Raw genomic sequence first — 15,996 nt, forward strand, 5'->3', positions numbered from 1 at the left:
TCGTGTGTCAGGTATGCGGATATAGCGCCAATGCCGATATCAACGGTGCACGTAACATTTTAGCGGCAGGACATGTCGTGCTTGCCTGTGGAGGGAGGGAGGGTGCAGTCAGGCCGCCCGTTGAAGCAGGAACCCACCGAGGCGAGTCAGGTTCCGGTCTGAACGCTGTAGGGATCTCCGTCCTTTAGGGCGGGGAGGATGTCAAAGAATGTATTACTATCAGGCTTGCGGTAAATCAGCAACAAATCCGGTTTAATATGGCATTCCCTATACTCTGACCAATTATCACTCAAATCATGATCGCGTTGGCGAGGGTTCAATATTGGTAGTGCGGCTCCTACACTTTCCAACCAATCCCGCAAGCCAGTAACTTCAAATGATGTCCACACCATGACCACATTGACATCTGAGAAGCCCTTCGAAAACTTCGAGGGGCTTTCTGCAATTAACGTCACGTTTCTTTTTGACCCCCTTAATCATAGATGAAATGCCACACGCTTACCGGTTGGAAGTGTCACATCAATACTTAACTCTCCTCCCAAGGCTGCCACATATCGTTTGAGTGTTGAAAGGCGCGGATCGTGGTCGGTATTTTCCATTCGAGCAATAGAAGGCTGTTGAACACCCATAGCCGCTGCAAGCTCCGCCTGTGACATATCTAATTCATCACGTAACTAACTAAGGGCCAGTTTGATGCTGGCCTGTTCAACTCGCTTTTCAACGCGTGTCTGCATTTCCGGGCTTTCTTGCGCTAACAATTTTCGATAATTAGACATAATTATTTCTCCCGATTGCACACCACTAAGGATCAAAAAAACTCTAACCCGCCTTTTAGAAAAAAAAGGCAGCTATAAGGATATATTGATATCGTTAACACCACAGGCGCGCGCATAACGACTGAGTGTATCGATGGATGCCTTAACGATATTTCTTTCTATTTTTGATACAGTTGGTGGTTTAATTCCCATTTTTTCAGCAACTTGAGCGCTGGTCAGCCCGGCATTTTTCCGCCATTCAGCCAGCATATTCTGCATCTCAATCGCTAATTCAAGATCTTTCTCTTCTTCCGCTAACGCGGCTTTAAACCGGGGGTTTTCTTCTGTTCTTTCTTCAATGTAGAGATCTAAATCATCACGCATCATATTTCCTCTTAATCTCTGGATGACTCTGTCAGTTCATTTCTTCGCGCAATCGCTATCCTGAGTTCATTCAGGGGAGTGGCATTAGTTTTTTTTACAAAGCATCGTAACAGATAGATTTTCTTCCCTGCAGCATAACAAAAAAAACTTCTGGCTATTCCGTCTTTGGCTTTTGCCCTCAGCTCAAACAGCCCTTTATATCCCTCTATCGGTTTTGAATGCGGCTCTCTCAGGCTAGTTGGGTTTTCCCTTAATCGCTTAATTAACGCGACCATACGCAGTTCCAGCGAGTCGGGCAGTGATTTTAATTCTTCCTTAAAAGCATCATGAAACTTAATTTCAAACATTCGGCAATCCCCTCTTAACACTCAAAAGATAGCCTTAAAGCTAAATTAGCACAAGAGCTAAATTAGCTTTAAGGCTAATAATCTCTACCATTAGCACATAGCAATAAATCCGCCTTGAAAGCGGGTTTAGAATTTTTCTAATGGCTTTTTTTTTTAAAAAAAAAAGCCCCTCAAGGGGGCTGAAAGACAGGGATGGTGTCTATGGCAAGGAAAACCGTTGTTGATGCTACTGTTCATCAAAGTATTAGTAAAAAAAGTACTGACAAAAAATCTAGTTCATTCCTCGGGCCTTACGCTGTTCATCACGTTTCTCTAATAGCGCTTTCTGCTCCGGGGTTAGCAATTGGTACATTTGGTGCCGAATCTGTGCGATTTCCACACCCATCTCAACATTCTTTTTTGCTATTTTTTCAAGCTGCGACCGAACCGCAGCTTCATCAAAATCCTTGGCGGTCAAAAGCCTGTACATCTTTTGACGCTCAACTTGCATATCAATCAGCGATTGTTCATGCAGATGCTGCCTTTTCACTAAATCCCACATCTGCTGGCGTTGCTGTTCAGTTAGTGTTATTCCACCAAAGACATAACTATAGTTGTAGTTATGTTCATCACTGCGATAATGACTAAAATCCCTATGATGACCATTATGTGGCATACAATAAGGCGGGGAACTTGCAGCCTCAGAAGCATTATCCGTATCAGCCGTTTCAGCTAAGGTCACTGTTGTTCCAAGAACAGCCATTGACGCTAAAGCCAATATTGCTATGTTACGCATTAAAATTCCCCGCTTTCTCGAACAGAACCATTCGATTCAGTGCGGATAACTATAACCCTGCGGCTGCAAACTAGCGTCAGAGCATGTAAAAGAACGTAAAGTCATGGAATAGCAAAGTTTGTTATCGTATTTTGCTCTTGGAGGAAGAATTAATGCATAAAATCTTATTAGTTGATGATGACCGCGAGCTGACATCGCTATTAAAAGAACTGCTCGAAATGGAAGGATTCAATGTTGTTATCGCCCACGATGGCGAGCAAGCCTTACAATATATTGATTCTTCAATTGACCTGTTATTGCTGGACATCATGATGCCCCGCAAAAACGGCATTGAAACGCTGAAAGAGCTACGGCAATACCATCAGACCCCCGTTATCATGTTAACAGCGCGTGGCAGCGATTTAGACCGCGTTTTGGGACTAGAACTGGGTGCTGATGACTATCTCCCTAAACCTTTTAATGATCGCGAGCTGGTTGCCCGCATACGTGCAATTTTACGTCGTTCCAACTGGAGCGAACAACAAGCCGATATCGGGACACCCATCCTTGAGATCGATAAACTACAACTCAACCCGGGGCGTCAGGAAGCCAGTTTTGACGGTACAATTTTAGATCTCACCGGTACAGAATTCACTCTGCTGTATTTACTGGCGCAACACTTGGGGCAAGTTGTCTCCCGTGAACATTTAAGCCAGGAAGTCTTAGGGAAACGCTTAACACCTTTTGATCGGGCCATTGATATGCACATTTCCAATCTACGCCGTAAATTACCGGACCGAACTGACGATCTCCCGTGGTTCAAGACATTACGTGGCCGTGGATACTTAATGGTTTCAGTAAAATGATCAATAGCCTGACAGCCCGTATATTCGCAATTTTCTGGCTCACACTTGCTCTTGTCCTGATGGTGGCCTTAATGGCCCCCAAACTGGATTCACGGCAATTAACTCCACTTCTGGACAGTGAGTATCAACAGGGAAAAAATCTGGCAAAGCAATTAGAAGAAGAATTAATTCGCTATCCAGCCAACGACCTATTCTGGTGGCTGAGGCTGGATCGCGCTATCGTCCGGTTAACGCCACCGGGACAACGTTTGCTCCTTGTCACCAGCGAAGGGCGTATCATTGACATTGATACACCCGCTCGTCAGGTACAAGTTGTCCGCAACTTTATCGGGCAATCCGATAATTCAGATCATCCTAAAAAGAAAAAGTATGGCCGTTCCGAAATACTCGGCCCTTTTTCTATCCGCGATGGCGGGGACCACTACCAACTCTACCTTGTCAGGCCCGCAGGTAGCCCACAATCTGACTTTATTAACTTAATGTTTGACCGGCCATTTTTACTGCCGGCAGCCACCATGTTAATCAGCGCCCCATTGCTATTATGGCTGGCATGGAGTTTGGCAAAACCCGCCCGTAAATTAAAAAATGCGGCAGATGAAGTCGCGAAAGGAAACTTACGGCAACACCCTGAACTGGAATCCGGTCCACAAGAATTTTTAGCCGCAGGCAGTAGCTTCAACCAGATGATTAATGCACTGGAAACCATGGTCACCGCCCAACAACGGCTGATTTCCGATATCTCCCATGAACTGCGCACGCCACTGACCCGCTTACAATTGGCGACCGCCCTACTGCGCCGGCGTCACGGTGAAAGTAAGGAACTGGAACGCATAGAGACAGAGACCCAGCGTTTGGATGGCATGATTAACGACCTGCTGGTCCTTTCCCGTAATCAACATAAAAACGAATTACTGCGCGAGAATATCAAAGCCTACGATATATGGCATGACATCCTCGACAATGCCAAATTCGAAGTCGAGCAGATGCACAAGACGCTGGATATCGTTTCTCCTCCCGGAAACTGGATGATTTACTGTAATCCGGCATCCCTCGGCAGCGCACTGGAAAACATCGTCCGCAACGCCCTGCGTTACTCCAGCAACCATATCGCAGTAGCGTTCAAGGCAGATAACCAAGGCGTGACCATTACGGTTGATGACGATGGCCCGGGCGTCAGCCCTGAAGACAGGGAGAATATATTCCGCCCGTTTTATCGGACAGATGAAGCGCGGGATAGAGAATCCGGAGGAACAGGATTGGGATTAGCGATTGTTGAGACGGCAGTGAGCCAGCACCGTGGTTGGGTAAAAGCAGAAGATAGCCCTTTGGGTGGTTTACGGTTGGTCATTTGGTTGCCGATACATGGGAGATAGCTGGCTTTCAGTTTAAGATTAGTCAGTTACGACAGGCAATAATCAAAGAAAAAACGCTATTATACTTGACCTAAAAGCGTCGAGGGTCTAACCTCGTCGCTGCTTAACACAAATCATGGATATGATAGTTTTTGTTAGCCGAAAAAATCCTTTTATATTAATTGGATAAGTGAAATTTGTTACGTATGACAGGCACTCTGGGAGCCGTAACCTAGTGCGGTAGCTTTGATTAAGCATAAGAATATATATGTCATATAATTTCCTTTCCAATCCTGCATCAATCTTCAAAATCAACTGAAAACTCAAAAATGAAAATTCTGGTTACTGGTGGGGCAGGTTTCATTGGCTCTGCATTAATTCGACATGTTATCAATCATACTAATGATAGCGTTATTAATATTGATAAACTCACTTATGCAGGCAATTTAGAATCACTCAAAGAAATTGACAACAGCCCGCGTTATTTTTTTGAAAAAGCAGATATCTGTGATCGCAACAAGCTAGATAGCATATTAGAGCAATACCAGCCTGATGCTATTATGCATTTAGCGGCAGAAAGCCACGTAGACCGCTCAATCAGTGGCCCCAGTGATTTTATTGAAACCAATATTATTGGTACTTACACCCTTCTAGAAGCCACAAGAAATTATTGGCAACAATTACCAGAAGGCAAAAAAAACAAATTCATTTTTCACCATATTTCAACGGATGAAGTCTATGGTGATTTACCTCACCCAGATCAATTCTCAGATAGTTCTCCTCTCCCTTTATTTACTGAAAAAACAGCCTACGCACCAAGCAGCCCGTACTCAGCATCAAAAGCATCCAGCGACCATTTAGTCAGAGCCTGGCACAGAACTTATGGGCTACCAACAATAGTGACCAACTGCTCTAACAATTATGGGCCTTACCATTTTCCTGAAAAACTGATCCCTCTTGTTATTCTGAATGCGTTAGAAGGAAAACCCTTACCCATCTATGGTAAAGGAGATCAAATCCGGGACTGGTTATATGTTGAAGATCATGCCAGAGCATTGCATTTAGTTGTTAGCACAGGTAAGAATGGCGAAACCTATAATATTGGCGGGCATAACGAAAAAACGAATCTCGACGTTGTCGAGAAAATCTGCCAAATTTTGGATGAATTAGTTCCTAAAGAAGTTTCTTACCAAGAACAAATTACCTTTGTTGCTGATCGACCTGGGCATGATCGTCGCTATGCTATTGATGCAACCAAAATTAAATCTGAATTAGATTGGATACCACTTGAAACATTTGAATCAGGCATTAAGAAAACTGTTGAGTGGTATCTAAACAATAAAGAATGGGTCAACAACATAAAAGATGGTTCTTATCAAGACTGGATAGAAAAAAATTATCAGGAACGTCTGCAATGAGAATTTTACTTTTTGGAAAAAATGGTCAGGTTGGCTGGGAACTCCAGAGAGCTCTAGCACCATTGGGAGAAGTTATTGCTCTTAGTTCTAATTCCACAGAATATCATGCAGACTTCCTTGAACCAGAAAAATTATCTAATACCATCCACCAAATTAACCCTAATATCATCGTTAATGCAGCAGCCTACACTGCTGTAGATAAAGCTGAAAGTGATAAAGACTCTGCCCAAAAAGTTAATGCCGATAGCGTGGCCATTTTAGCTAAAACAGCACAAAACATCGGAGCTTGGTTAATTCACTACTCTACAGATTATGTATTTAATGGTAGCGGTGAGAAAGCTTGGCAGGAAAATGATATTCCAGAACCACTAAGTACTTATGGTAGAACCAAACTAGTAGGTGAAAATGCAATTATCAAAAATTGCAATAAATACTTAATTTTTAGAACTAGTTGGGTATACGCAAATAAAGGTTCTAACTTTGCCAAGACTATGCTGACTTTGGGAAAAAAACATAGCCAACTTTCAGTCATTAACGACCAATTTGGGGCACCGACCAGTGCAGAACTTCTTGCTGATTGTACTGCACATGCAATACGTGTTGCGTTACAAGATTCTCATGTAGCAGGTCTATATCATCTTACAGCATCAGGTACAACAACATGGTACGAATATGCCAAACTTGTATTTGACGAAGCTCAAAAACTTCAAATAGACCTAACGATTGAAAATATTATTCCTATTGCCACAACAGAATATCCATTACCAGCTAAGCGTCCACATAATTCCCGTCTTAATACAAATAAATTTGAGAAAACGTTTGGATTAAAACTACCAGACTGGAAAATAGGAATAATTAGAATGATAGATGAAACAACCATCAAATAGCCCAAAATTCAATTTAACTAAATTTTAAAAGTGTAGAAATATGCGCAAAGGAATTATATTAGCAGGTGGTTCGGGTACTCGTCTCTATCCTGTAACAATGGCCGTCAGCAAACAATTGTTACCCATTTATGACAAGCCAATGATTTATTACCCTCTGAGTACATTAATGTTGGCAGGAATACGAGATATTCTAATTATCAGTACACCACAAGATACACCCCGCTTTCAACAACTTTTGGGTGATGGTAGTCAGTGGGGAATAAATTTACAATACAAAGTTCAGCCTAGTCCAGATGGTTTGGCTCAAGCTTTTATCTTGGGTGAAGAGTTTATAGGAAATAATAGCTGTGCGCTGGTATTAGGTGATAACATTTTTTATGGGCATGATTTACCAAATCAGCTAGAAAATGCAACCCAAAAAGAAAATGGGGCAACTGTATTTGCCTATCATGTCAATGACCCAGAACGCTATGGTGTCGTTGAATTCGACAAGAATAATCAAGCTATATCATTAGAAGAAAAACCTCTCAACCCTAAAAGTAACTATGCAGTAACTGGACTATACTTTTATGACAACGACGTCATTGATATCGCTAAAAATTTAAAACCCTCAGATCGAGGTGAATTAGAAATAACAGACGTAAATAGAATATATCTCGAACTTAATAAACTGTCAGTTGCTATGATGGGACGAGGTTATGCTTGGCTAGATACCGGAACACATGAAAGTTTAATTAGTGCCAGTAACTTTATTCAAACAATAGAAGAACGCCAAGGATTAAAAGTTTCTTGCCCTGAAGAAATTGCTTACAGACAAGGCTTTATTGACAAGAACCAAGTAATAAAACTAGCTGAACCTTTATCAAAAAATACTTATGGTAAATATTTATTAAAAATAATTCACGGAAAATAAAATGCATGCAATAAAAACCGAAATTCCAGATGTATTAATTTTTGAGCCAAAAGTATTTGGAGATAATCGTGGGTTTTTCTTCGAAAGTTTTAATCAAAAAGTCTTTGAAGAGATAGTTGGTTATCCAGTAAATTTTGTACAAGATAACCATTCAAAATCGACAAAGGGGGTTCTAAGGGGCTTACATTTTCAAAAAGCACCATATGCCCAAGGTAAACTAGTTCGTTGTATTGTTGGTGAGGTATTCGATGTAGCTGTTGATATTAGAAGAGACTCGCCTACCTTTGGTAAATGGATTGGAGTAAATCTATCGGCTGAAAATAAGCGCCAGCTATGGATACCTGAAGGGTTTGCTCATGGTTTTCTAGTAATAAGCGACTACGCAGAAATTCTTTATAAAACAACAAACTATTACACTCCAAAAAGTGAAATATCAATCTGCTGGAACGATAATGGATTATCAATAAACTGGCCATTAGAAGCTTCTCCTATTTTATCAGAGAAAGATAAAACTGTAACTACCTCTCTTAATGAAATAACCATCTAAATAAACACATAGACATCCTCATGATTAGTGTATTAATTCCAGCATATAATGTAGAAAAATATGTAGCCGAAGCACTAGATAGTATCATAAAACAAACATTCAACGACATTGAAATTATTATTGTTGATGATTGCTCTACTGATAACACATATAATATATGTAAAGAATATTCAGGAAAAGACAATCGAATAAAACTTTTCCAAAATAATAAAAATCAAGGAATTGCACATACATTAAACATCGCATTAAATAAATCAATCGGAAAGTACATAATTAGAATGGATGCAGATGATATTTCATTACCTCACCGAATAGAAATAATGTATGATTTTCTTATTAAAAATCCATCTATAGATATAGTTAGCAGTTCAACTATTACAATAGATGAAAATGGAAAAGAAATAGGTGAGTACATTCCATTAGAAAAACACAAAGACCTCATTAAAACTCTTCAGTGGGCTACTCCTTTATTACACATTTGGATGTGTAAAAAAAATATATATGAAAAAATTGGGAATTATAGGTTTCCACCAGTAGAAGATTATGATTTCATCCTTAGATGTGTCAGCAATGGGTTAGTCATTCACAATATAATTAATCCACTTTATAAAGTTAGAATCAGAAATGGAAATACAGCCGATTCATATGGTTTCAAACAAATAAAGGCTTTCGAATTAACATATAAAGCGTATAAAAATCATAGACTAGACAACTTAAACCTCTCCAGGATTTCCTCTAATAATATAAAAGAAAAACAATATCAATTCTCTAGAAAATTATATTTCAAAGGAACTTATCATTTAAAGTTAGGGAACAAAATACGTGGAGGTTTATTTTTATTATCTTCCGCAATATTATCAAGCTACCAGTTGAGATATATATATAGACGCTTTATGTTACAAATTTATAAGAAGAAACTATCTCAATGAAGAAAGATATTAAAGTTGCTTTTATTTTGCCATCACTAGCAAATAGAGGGCCAATTATATTCACTCGCTATTTGGTGTCACAACTAGTAAATATGGTTTCCTTTGTTAAAATATATTATTTTGACGATATTGTAGAAGTTGACTTTGCCTGTGATGTTCAAAGAATAAACTTTTGGGAAAAGATAAATTTTTCCTTCTATGATATTGTTCATTCAACTATGTTTAGACCCGATTTATATGTCATTAAAAATAAAAAAACAATATCAGAAAATAAATGCATTACTGTCTGTGGGTTACATAATTATATAAAAGAAGACATGATATTTAATTATGGCCTATTAAAAGGGAAAGTTATTTCTACAATATGGCTACATGCTTTAAGATATTTTGACTTTCATATATACTCATCAAAAAATATGGAGGATTATTATAATATAAACAACAAAAATCACAAAGGGATAATAATTCCTTATGGAATTAACAGAGTCAATTTCTCTCATGATATCGACTTACCATTTATTGATAAGATTATAGAACTTAAAAAAAAGCAATATAAAATTATTGGCTCTGTCGGTTTGTTAATTCGAAGAAAAGGATTTCATCAAATACTTTTAGCTCTTGTCGAGCTTAAACAGCATGCTTTCGTACTCATAGGTGATGGCCCTGAGAAAGAAAACTTGATAAATCTTGCAAAAAAATTAAATGTATCTGATCGAGTTATTTTTACTGGATTTCATGAACAATCATCACAATATTATAAATATATAGACTTATATTGTTTATGCTCATATTCCGAAGGGTTTGGATTAGCTATGCTTGAGTCTTTATCTGTTGACATTCCTCTAATTTGTTCAAAATTGCCAATATACGATAATTTTTTTTCTGACGAGCATGTAGGTCTTTTTACTCCAGATAATATCAACGAATTAGTAAAAAAAATAAATTTTGTTACTCAACATTCTCATCAGTTCCAACAATTCTCTAACTATCTTTTTAATAAATATTTTAGCTCTAATATCATGGCAATCAAGCATTCCAATTTCTATATGACTATATCAGGTAAAAACTCAACTATTTAAAAAACATAAAATGAAAAAAATATATATAAGTATCGTATCACATAATCATGAAAAAATAATAAAGAAAATAAATTGTTTACCTAATTTATCAAAAAAATTTACTGTAATATTAAAATCAAATACTGAAGAAGACATTGCTGATTACTGTAATATACATAATATCATTCATTTAGGCCCAACCAAACCTTTAGGGTTTGGAGAAAATAACAATCTTATATTTGATTACTGTAAGTCAAATCTAGAAATGGGAGAAAACGATTATTTTATAATTTTAAACCCCGATGTAGATATAACAATAGAGTCCATGAATAAACTAGTGTCGAGTATGAGCCATGACAATGTCATGTTTTCTACTATTAATTTATATAAAGATTATAATTACCAACTTCACGATTATTCAATAAGACGCTTTCCTACATTAACTGATTTTATATTTAGCTTTATTGGATTTAAAAATAAGACTAAGATAGAAAAAGAAAAAATAGCCTCGCCATGTAATGTAGATTGGGCAGCCGGATCTTTTTTAGCATTTAGAGTCGATGCATTTGAAAGAGCAAATGGATTTAATCCAAAATATTTTATGTATTGTGAGGATATTGATATTTGTCTAAGATTAAAAATAAATGGCTTGAACCTAACTTATTACCCTAATATTTTAGCAATTCATCTAGCACAACATAAAAACAGAAATATTTTTTCTAAACACTTTTTCTGGCATTTGAAGAGCTCAATGTTATATTTAATAGAGAAAGCCAAATATGACTTTAAGAAAAAAAATTAAGACTTTATTTGAATTAATTGGAGGAAATGCTCTCTCTCAAATATTAATTATTATTAGCATGCCATTCATAATTCGTGAATACTCACCACAAGATTTCGGTATACTAGCTATAATAAATTCAATTGTTATCATTATAGGAGTTATTGGTTTAGGTAGATATGACCAACTTATTTATAAATATACAGATAGAAAAAATTGGATTAGATGTTACTCAAATGGAATTTTCATTTTAATAACCTTAAGTTCATTAGTGCTTATAGCATCAATAATTTCATATAACATATTTAATATTAGTTCTGCATTCTTATTTATTGCCCCATTATTATTTTCTTTTTCTTCCTACCAAATATATTGCTCAATTCTTAGTTTAGAACAGCATTATAGAGTTATTACTATATCTAACATTACTCGTTCTGTTATTCTGGTAATTGGGCAATTTTGTCTTTCCAGTTATTCCAGTCTTGGATTAATAACAGGATTATTATTATCACAAGTTTTATCTCTTTTAATAGTAGCAGTTTTTTGTCATTTCAATCTAAAATATCATTTTTCAAAACGAGTTGATTTTTTCGATTTTAAAGATGCTGTTTTTAGCTCCAGCCAATCATTGGCTAATTCTTTTTCATCAGAATTACCAACTATATTTATACCCTATCAATTCGGATTAATATTATTAGGATATTATAACTTAGCCGTCCGATTAACCCAACTACCAATAACTTTTTTCTCTAATGCTATTAGACCATTTATCATGGGGGAATTAAATAAAAACAAAAACAATAAAGAAGTTATTCATAAGCGATTAATTTATGGCTCTCTTATTTTATTATTTCTTAGTGTTATTGGTATTTTTTTAATAAATATTTTGAGTGAAGACTTTTTTATTTTATATGCAGGAAAAGAGTGGTCAATCTCTGGCCACATAGCCTCGGCGCTTTCATTTTGGTTACTAGTGGCTTTCGCTAACATTATTGCAACATCATATATGACAATAGATGCCAGATTCAAAGAGCTTTTCTATTATGACTCACTTCTTCTATTAACAAGAGCAATCACTGTAATTTTATGTTATGTATTATCAATAGAATTCATCAGATTTATTTATTTGTATTCAATTGTAGGAATGTTATTCAATCTATTTATTATATTTTATGCAATGTATATAAGTAAAAAAAACAAATTCCATAAAATATTTTAACAAAATAACGACAAAACCATTAGCTGTTATTGAATAACTGTCCACATATAAGACTTATTACTAATAGATAATAACTTTAAAAACACTTCTACACTGATAGCATATTAATATTTTAAGTTATCATAATGAAGCATTGGATATACATGATGAAAATTTTACATTCCGTTCACAATTATTTTGGGTTCAGTGGTGCATCAAAACAAGCAAAAAATATTGCACTAAATCTTAAACATTATTATCCAGATATAGAACAGCGCTTTTTTAGTATAGGAAGAAACAACGAAACTAAAAAATCAAAAAACTTTATTATCCATAATACAAAACCATCTCTCATTAAGAGATGCATAACATTCATTTTCATTTTATTTAAATATAAACCAGATTTGGTTCATTTTCATGGTGCTGATTTTGCATTATTAATAATCTGCAAACTATTCCGAAAAAAAATATATTGGAAGACAACATTACTTGGTAGCGATGATTTTAGCACACTAGTACATGGTAAATATGGCTATATTAAGAAAAGTCTCTTAAAACTAATAGATATAAATAATACACTGACTAAACAAATATATAGAGTGAATTCACAGCATCTTCCATTAAAAAAACTGGTAACCATACCTAATGGAGTCAATATACCAGAATCTCCCTCTCCAAATTATAAAGAAAAAATGGCAATTATAGTTTCAGCAATAATACCAAGAAAATCAATACTTGAAGGAATTTCATTTTTTAAGAAAAATCTATCTATTCATGGTTATAAGTTATATATTATAGGTCCTAACAATGCGCAACTAGATGGATTTGATGATGAATACTATAGAAAATGTTTACTCCTATCCGAAAAAAACATTATTTTTACTGGAGAACTATCACACGAAAAAACCTTAGAATACTTCAGAAAATCTCATTTTTTAATACACTTAGCCAAATATGAAGGAATGCCTAATGTTGTTCTTGAAGCAATGGCTCATTCTGTTTTTCCAATAGTATCTTCCATGAGAGGATTAGCTGATGAATTGATAGAAAATAATATAACCGGTTTTAACATCGACTCTATGGAAATATTTTATATCTCGAATTTCCCATCCACAAATAACAAAGGAAGAGAATTTATTTTAAGAAAAAACTCTTTTCAAACGGTAGCTAAAAGAACACATTCAATTTATTCAAGAGTATTGCTAAAATAATTTTCTACTTTCTGTCATTCAATACTTTGTTCTTTATGTACAATGCTTGGTTTTTCGGATCATACTTCCAATAGTTAAGTCATTCATAATTGATAATATTCACTCTCCGTGAAAGTCCCGACCACTTTATCATACATTTCTTCCAAGTTGGAATAACCGATCATATTTCGATTTAGTTTTTAAGCGTGTACGAAGTATCAAATTTTTCCTTTCTATATGTCGTGTGTAATATCAGGGTAATATTCCATATTTTTAGAATGGTTATCCACAATAAATTAATGAGCTAAGTTTTAAAAAACATTCATGACAACTGACAAAAATAGTGCACAATTATCCTCTTGACTGAATTTATCATCGCTCAGATGTTTCCCCCTAACCAAAATGATTATCTCTCATGAGTATTTTTAATTATATCAGTACGGTAGAAGATCCTCGCTCCGACATCAATAAAAAAACATAATCTCATCGATGTGATTTTTTAGTCTTTTCTGCGATCTTAAGTGGAGCTTCGGGCTGGAAACCCATTCAGGTGTTCGGGGAAGAACAGATTGAATGGTTTAAACCCTATACGTCCTTCACTCACGGCATTCCCCGTCGCCATTGTATTGCGAATATTATCAAAGCCATCGACCGCGAATGTTTAGTGGAGGCGCTTTATTCCTGGATCAACGAACGTCGGCTCAAGGAAGGCAAGAGCCTGATTGCCATTGATGGCAAAACCATGAGAGGGGCGTGTAAAGGCACCCTGATTGAGGCATTACATGTTGTTACCGCCTATGACGAAGGAACCGGGATTGCCTTATATAAACAAGAAACAGAGAGCAAAGGTAAGGAAGGCCCGACAGCCAGACAACTGATTGAATTACTGGCACTTGATTAGGCCATTGTCACAATGGAGGCGATTATATTGTCGGTAGTATCAAAGGGAATCAGATGAACAATTATTTAAGGCAATAGAGTTAAAGAATAAAATTTATATTTTAAGGATAAATATTAATAAAAGTATACTAGCGCCTTGGTGTAAATTCAGTTGGATTTTATGTAAAATAATTGATCTAATTTAAATTATAAACTAATAGAATGGAATTATTATTAATCCCATTCTATTATCAAAAACACATATCTCATTTTTAATTGATTTAAATATATCAGGCTATTAAATGAAAGAATTTATACAATTTCATAAGGTAAACTCTTTAGGGTATATTTGGCTTATTTTTTGCGGATTTTATTTGACTAAAATTACAGCCTTAAGCCCTATTTATCTATCTTTTTTATTAATTACTATATCTGCCCCTCTATATTTATCAGCTAAAAAAACAATAAAAATAGATCGTTCATTTTTTAGCCTATCGTGTATGAGCTTATTATTTTCTTTTGTCATCTTAAATTCAAAAACACCTCTTCTTATTAATTTATTTATTTCATTAATATCTCCTTTTTTAGTGGCTGTTTTTTACAAAAACAAAAAAGCAAAATCAAATATTTTATTCTTCATATTTTTCTCATATGCACTTTTATTTAATATTGACGGAATATGGCGAGTAATGAATCCTGATCTTACTAACTTAGAAAAATTGGAATCTCTAGAAATTGGCTTTCAAATATATAAAGGAAATTCAATAATGTATTCAGATTCTAATTATGTTGGGTTACAGGCCGTACTTTTCATTTCTGTCTATGCTTACTTATTTAAAGAAAAAACATTTAATGTTAATAGAAAAATAATATACTATACTATTTTAATTCTCCTTCTTTCTTCTATTATATTGAGTTTTTCCAGATCAGCAACAATAGGAATGTGCACTTTTTTATTCTTTCATCTACTAGAAAAAACGAATAAATTGTTTTTCCTAGTAGCATCAATATTAGCATCTACAATTACTATTGTATTTTTTTCAAACCATTTTTCCAACGATATCAGTTACAATAGCAAATTCCATATCTTATCTATAACATATGATTATTTGCATCATGCTGACATTTACAGAATGTTATTTGGTGTTGGGTTTGGGAATGCGGCTAATGTTATTGGAATTGGCACTCACAATCTATTTATCACATTCCTTATAGAAAGTGGGTTAATAGGACTTATGCTTTTTTTCCTTATATTGATTTATTTTTTAAAAAAATTGAAATATGATTTTTTCATTGTTGTATTTCCTTTCATTCTTTCTTCAATGTCATTAGGAACTACAGCTTTACCATATTTTTTTACATTCATATGTCTATGCATTTTGAAGAAACATAAAAAATTCTCTATCCTTCCATAAGGAAAAAAATAAAATTAATATCGTAATTGCAGTTTATATGAAGTGTTTTTTATTAAATACGTCTAAAAAACATTTAAAAGAAAACATGTAACTACTAATACATATTTTTCAGGGCTGGATCCCACATTTTTAATGTGATTATTTTGATTAAAAATAATGTATACTTAGTTCAAAAGTAACGGTAATCAACTATCAATACAGGGTGGGCTCTCACTCTTTATGGAACTCTTCATCATTAAAGCTATCTGAACTCTATGTTTCCATAAGAAAGTGATTTTCATAATAAATATTTTTTAACTATATCAGTTACATAACTGATCCAC

General features: G+C 35.2%; 16 protein-coding genes and 3 pseudogenes. 14 read left to right on the top strand and 5 right to left on the bottom strand.

The window, feature by feature from the left end; all coding sequences use genetic code 11:
- Positions 1–162, top strand: a pseudogene (locus Xbed_RS19445) (RNA-guided endonuclease InsQ/TnpB family protein); the annotation flags it as partial.
- Here the strand turns inward: Xbed_RS19445 and Xbed_RS12635 are convergent.
- The 5 genes and pseudogenes from Xbed_RS12635 to Xbed_RS12655 all read right to left on the bottom strand — a co-directional run bounded on the left by Xbed_RS12635 (position 147) and on the right by Xbed_RS12655 (position 2,261).
- Entirely contained in the window at positions 147–392 is a 246-nt protein-coding gene (locus Xbed_RS12635; protein ID WP_086113356.1) for a type II toxin-antitoxin system mRNA interferase toxin, RelE/StbE family, read from the bottom strand. The pseudogene Xbed_RS19445 and the gene Xbed_RS12635 overlap by 16 nt on opposite strands.
- Before the next feature lie 84 nt (positions 393–476).
- Positions 477–776: pseudogene (locus Xbed_RS12640) on the bottom strand (helix-turn-helix domain-containing protein).
- Between the two features lie 72 nt (positions 777–848).
- Positions 849–1,142 (bottom strand): helix-turn-helix domain-containing protein, encoded by a 294-nt coding sequence (locus Xbed_RS12645; protein ID WP_086113278.1) that lies wholly within the window; start codon positions 1,140–1,142, stop codon positions 849–851.
- A gap of 8 nt (positions 1,143–1,150) precedes the next feature.
- Positions 1,151–1,486 (bottom strand): type II toxin-antitoxin system RelE/ParE family toxin, encoded by a 336-nt coding sequence (locus Xbed_RS12650; RefSeq protein WP_086113279.1) that lies wholly within the window; start codon positions 1,484–1,486, stop codon positions 1,151–1,153.
- Between the two features lie 271 nt (positions 1,487–1,757).
- Positions 1,758–2,261, bottom strand: coding sequence for a Spy/CpxP family protein refolding chaperone (locus Xbed_RS12655; protein ID WP_086113280.1), 504 nt, complete (start codon positions 2,259–2,261; stop codon positions 1,758–1,760).
- A 152-nt stretch (positions 2,262–2,413) separates the two neighbouring features.
- On the opposite strand from Xbed_RS12655, the gene cpxR reads away from it, so the two are divergent.
- From cpxR to Xbed_RS12720, 13 genes and pseudogenes are all read left to right on the top strand, one after another.
- Positions 2,414–3,106 (top strand): envelope stress response regulator transcription factor CpxR, encoded by a 693-nt coding sequence (gene cpxR / locus Xbed_RS12660; protein WP_086113281.1) that lies wholly within the window; start codon positions 2,414–2,416, stop codon positions 3,104–3,106.
- Positions 3,103–4,479, top strand: a complete 1,377-nt coding sequence (gene cpxA, locus Xbed_RS12665) for an envelope stress sensor histidine kinase CpxA (protein WP_086113282.1) — start codon at positions 3,103–3,105, stop codon at positions 4,477–4,479. The genes cpxR and cpxA overlap by 4 nt, the downstream gene beginning before the upstream one ends.
- Before the next feature lie 308 nt (positions 4,480–4,787).
- Positions 4,788–5,876: a dTDP-glucose 4,6-dehydratase gene (gene rfbB / locus Xbed_RS12670; protein ID WP_086113283.1), complete on the top strand. Its 1,089-nt coding sequence runs from the start codon at positions 4,788–4,790 to the stop codon at positions 5,874–5,876.
- The gene (gene rfbD / locus Xbed_RS12675) at positions 5,873–6,763 is read left to right on the top strand and encodes a dTDP-4-dehydrorhamnose reductase (protein WP_086113284.1); all 891 of its coding nucleotides are present in this window, start codon (positions 5,873–5,875) and stop codon (positions 6,761–6,763) included. Before rfbB ends, rfbD begins: the two co-directional genes overlap by 4 nt.
- A 40-nt stretch (positions 6,764–6,803) precedes the next feature.
- Positions 6,804–7,676: a glucose-1-phosphate thymidylyltransferase RfbA gene (gene rfbA / locus Xbed_RS12680; RefSeq protein WP_086113285.1), complete on the top strand. Its 873-nt coding sequence runs from the start codon at positions 6,804–6,806 to the stop codon at positions 7,674–7,676.
- A gap of 1 nt (position 7,677) precedes the next feature.
- On the top strand, positions 7,678–8,223 hold the full coding sequence (gene rfbC / locus Xbed_RS12685) for a dTDP-4-dehydrorhamnose 3,5-epimerase (RefSeq protein ID WP_086113286.1): 546 nt from the start codon (positions 7,678–7,680) through the stop codon (positions 8,221–8,223).
- Positions 8,224–8,243: 20 nt separating this feature from the next.
- Positions 8,244–9,152 carry a glycosyltransferase family 2 protein gene (locus Xbed_RS12690; protein WP_086113287.1) on the top strand — a complete coding sequence of 303 codons (909 nt, stop codon included), beginning with the start codon at positions 8,244–8,246 and terminating at the stop codon, positions 9,150–9,152.
- Positions 9,149–10,231 (top strand): glycosyltransferase, encoded by a 1,083-nt coding sequence (locus Xbed_RS12695; RefSeq protein ID WP_086113288.1) that lies wholly within the window; start codon positions 9,149–9,151, stop codon positions 10,229–10,231. Before Xbed_RS12690 ends, Xbed_RS12695 begins: the two co-directional genes overlap by 4 nt.
- Before the next feature lie 10 nt (positions 10,232–10,241).
- The gene (locus tag Xbed_RS12700) at positions 10,242–11,012 is read left to right on the top strand and encodes a galactosyltransferase-related protein (RefSeq protein ID WP_086113289.1); all 771 of its coding nucleotides are present in this window, start codon (positions 10,242–10,244) and stop codon (positions 11,010–11,012) included.
- Entirely contained in the window at positions 10,990–12,210 is a 1,221-nt protein-coding gene (locus Xbed_RS12705; RefSeq protein ID WP_086113290.1) for a lipopolysaccharide biosynthesis protein, read from the top strand. The genes Xbed_RS12700 and Xbed_RS12705 overlap by 23 nt, the downstream gene beginning before the upstream one ends.
- Positions 12,211–12,353: 143 nt before the next feature.
- Positions 12,354–13,400, top strand: a complete 1,047-nt coding sequence (locus Xbed_RS12710) for a glycosyltransferase family 4 protein (RefSeq protein ID WP_208612239.1) — start codon at positions 12,354–12,356, stop codon at positions 13,398–13,400.
- A gap of 394 nt (positions 13,401–13,794) precedes the next feature.
- Positions 13,795–14,277 (top strand): annotated as a pseudogene (locus Xbed_RS12715) (ISAs1 family transposase); the annotation flags it as partial.
- Between the two features lie 283 nt (positions 14,278–14,560).
- Positions 14,561–15,673, top strand: a complete 1,113-nt coding sequence (locus Xbed_RS12720) for a hypothetical protein (protein ID WP_086113292.1) — start codon at positions 14,561–14,563, stop codon at positions 15,671–15,673.
- Positions 15,674–15,996 lie beyond the last annotated feature (323 nt).

It is taken from the genome of Xenorhabdus beddingii, assembly GCF_002127545.1.
Classification (GTDB): Bacteria; Pseudomonadota; Gammaproteobacteria; order Enterobacterales; family Enterobacteriaceae; genus Xenorhabdus; species Xenorhabdus beddingii.

Coding starts and splice junctions, on each gene's coding strand:
- Xbed_RS12635 (WP_086113356.1), bottom strand. CDS start 392: ATGGTGTGGACATCATTTGAAGTTACTGGCTTGCGGGATTGGTTGGAA.
- Xbed_RS12645 (WP_086113278.1), bottom strand. CDS start 1,142: ATGATGCGTGATGATTTAGATCTCTACATTGAAGAAAGAACAGAAGAA.
- Xbed_RS12650 (WP_086113279.1), bottom strand. CDS start 1,486: ATGTTTGAAATTAAGTTTCATGATGCTTTTAAGGAAGAATTAAAATCA.
- Xbed_RS12655 (WP_086113280.1), bottom strand. CDS start 2,261: ATGCGTAACATAGCAATATTGGCTTTAGCGTCAATGGCTGTTCTTGGA.
- cpxR (WP_086113281.1), top strand. CDS start 2,414: ATGCATAAAATCTTATTAGTTGATGATGACCGCGAGCTGACATCGCTA.
- cpxA (WP_086113282.1), top strand. CDS start 3,103: ATGATCAATAGCCTGACAGCCCGTATATTCGCAATTTTCTGGCTCACA.
- rfbB (WP_086113283.1), top strand. CDS start 4,788: ATGAAAATTCTGGTTACTGGTGGGGCAGGTTTCATTGGCTCTGCATTA.
- rfbD (WP_086113284.1), top strand. CDS start 5,873: ATGAGAATTTTACTTTTTGGAAAAAATGGTCAGGTTGGCTGGGAACTC.
- rfbA (WP_086113285.1), top strand. CDS start 6,804: ATGCGCAAAGGAATTATATTAGCAGGTGGTTCGGGTACTCGTCTCTAT.
- rfbC (WP_086113286.1), top strand. CDS start 7,678: ATGCATGCAATAAAAACCGAAATTCCAGATGTATTAATTTTTGAGCCA.
- Xbed_RS12690 (WP_086113287.1), top strand. CDS start 8,244: ATGATTAGTGTATTAATTCCAGCATATAATGTAGAAAAATATGTAGCC.
- Xbed_RS12695 (WP_086113288.1), top strand. CDS start 9,149: ATGAAGAAAGATATTAAAGTTGCTTTTATTTTGCCATCACTAGCAAAT.
- Xbed_RS12700 (WP_086113289.1), top strand. CDS start 10,242: ATGAAAAAAATATATATAAGTATCGTATCACATAATCATGAAAAAATA.
- Xbed_RS12705 (WP_086113290.1), top strand. CDS start 10,990: ATGACTTTAAGAAAAAAAATTAAGACTTTATTTGAATTAATTGGAGGA.
- Xbed_RS12710 (WP_208612239.1), top strand. CDS start 12,354: ATGATGAAAATTTTACATTCCGTTCACAATTATTTTGGGTTCAGTGGT.
- Xbed_RS12720 (WP_086113292.1), top strand. CDS start 14,561: ATGAAAGAATTTATACAATTTCATAAGGTAAACTCTTTAGGGTATATT.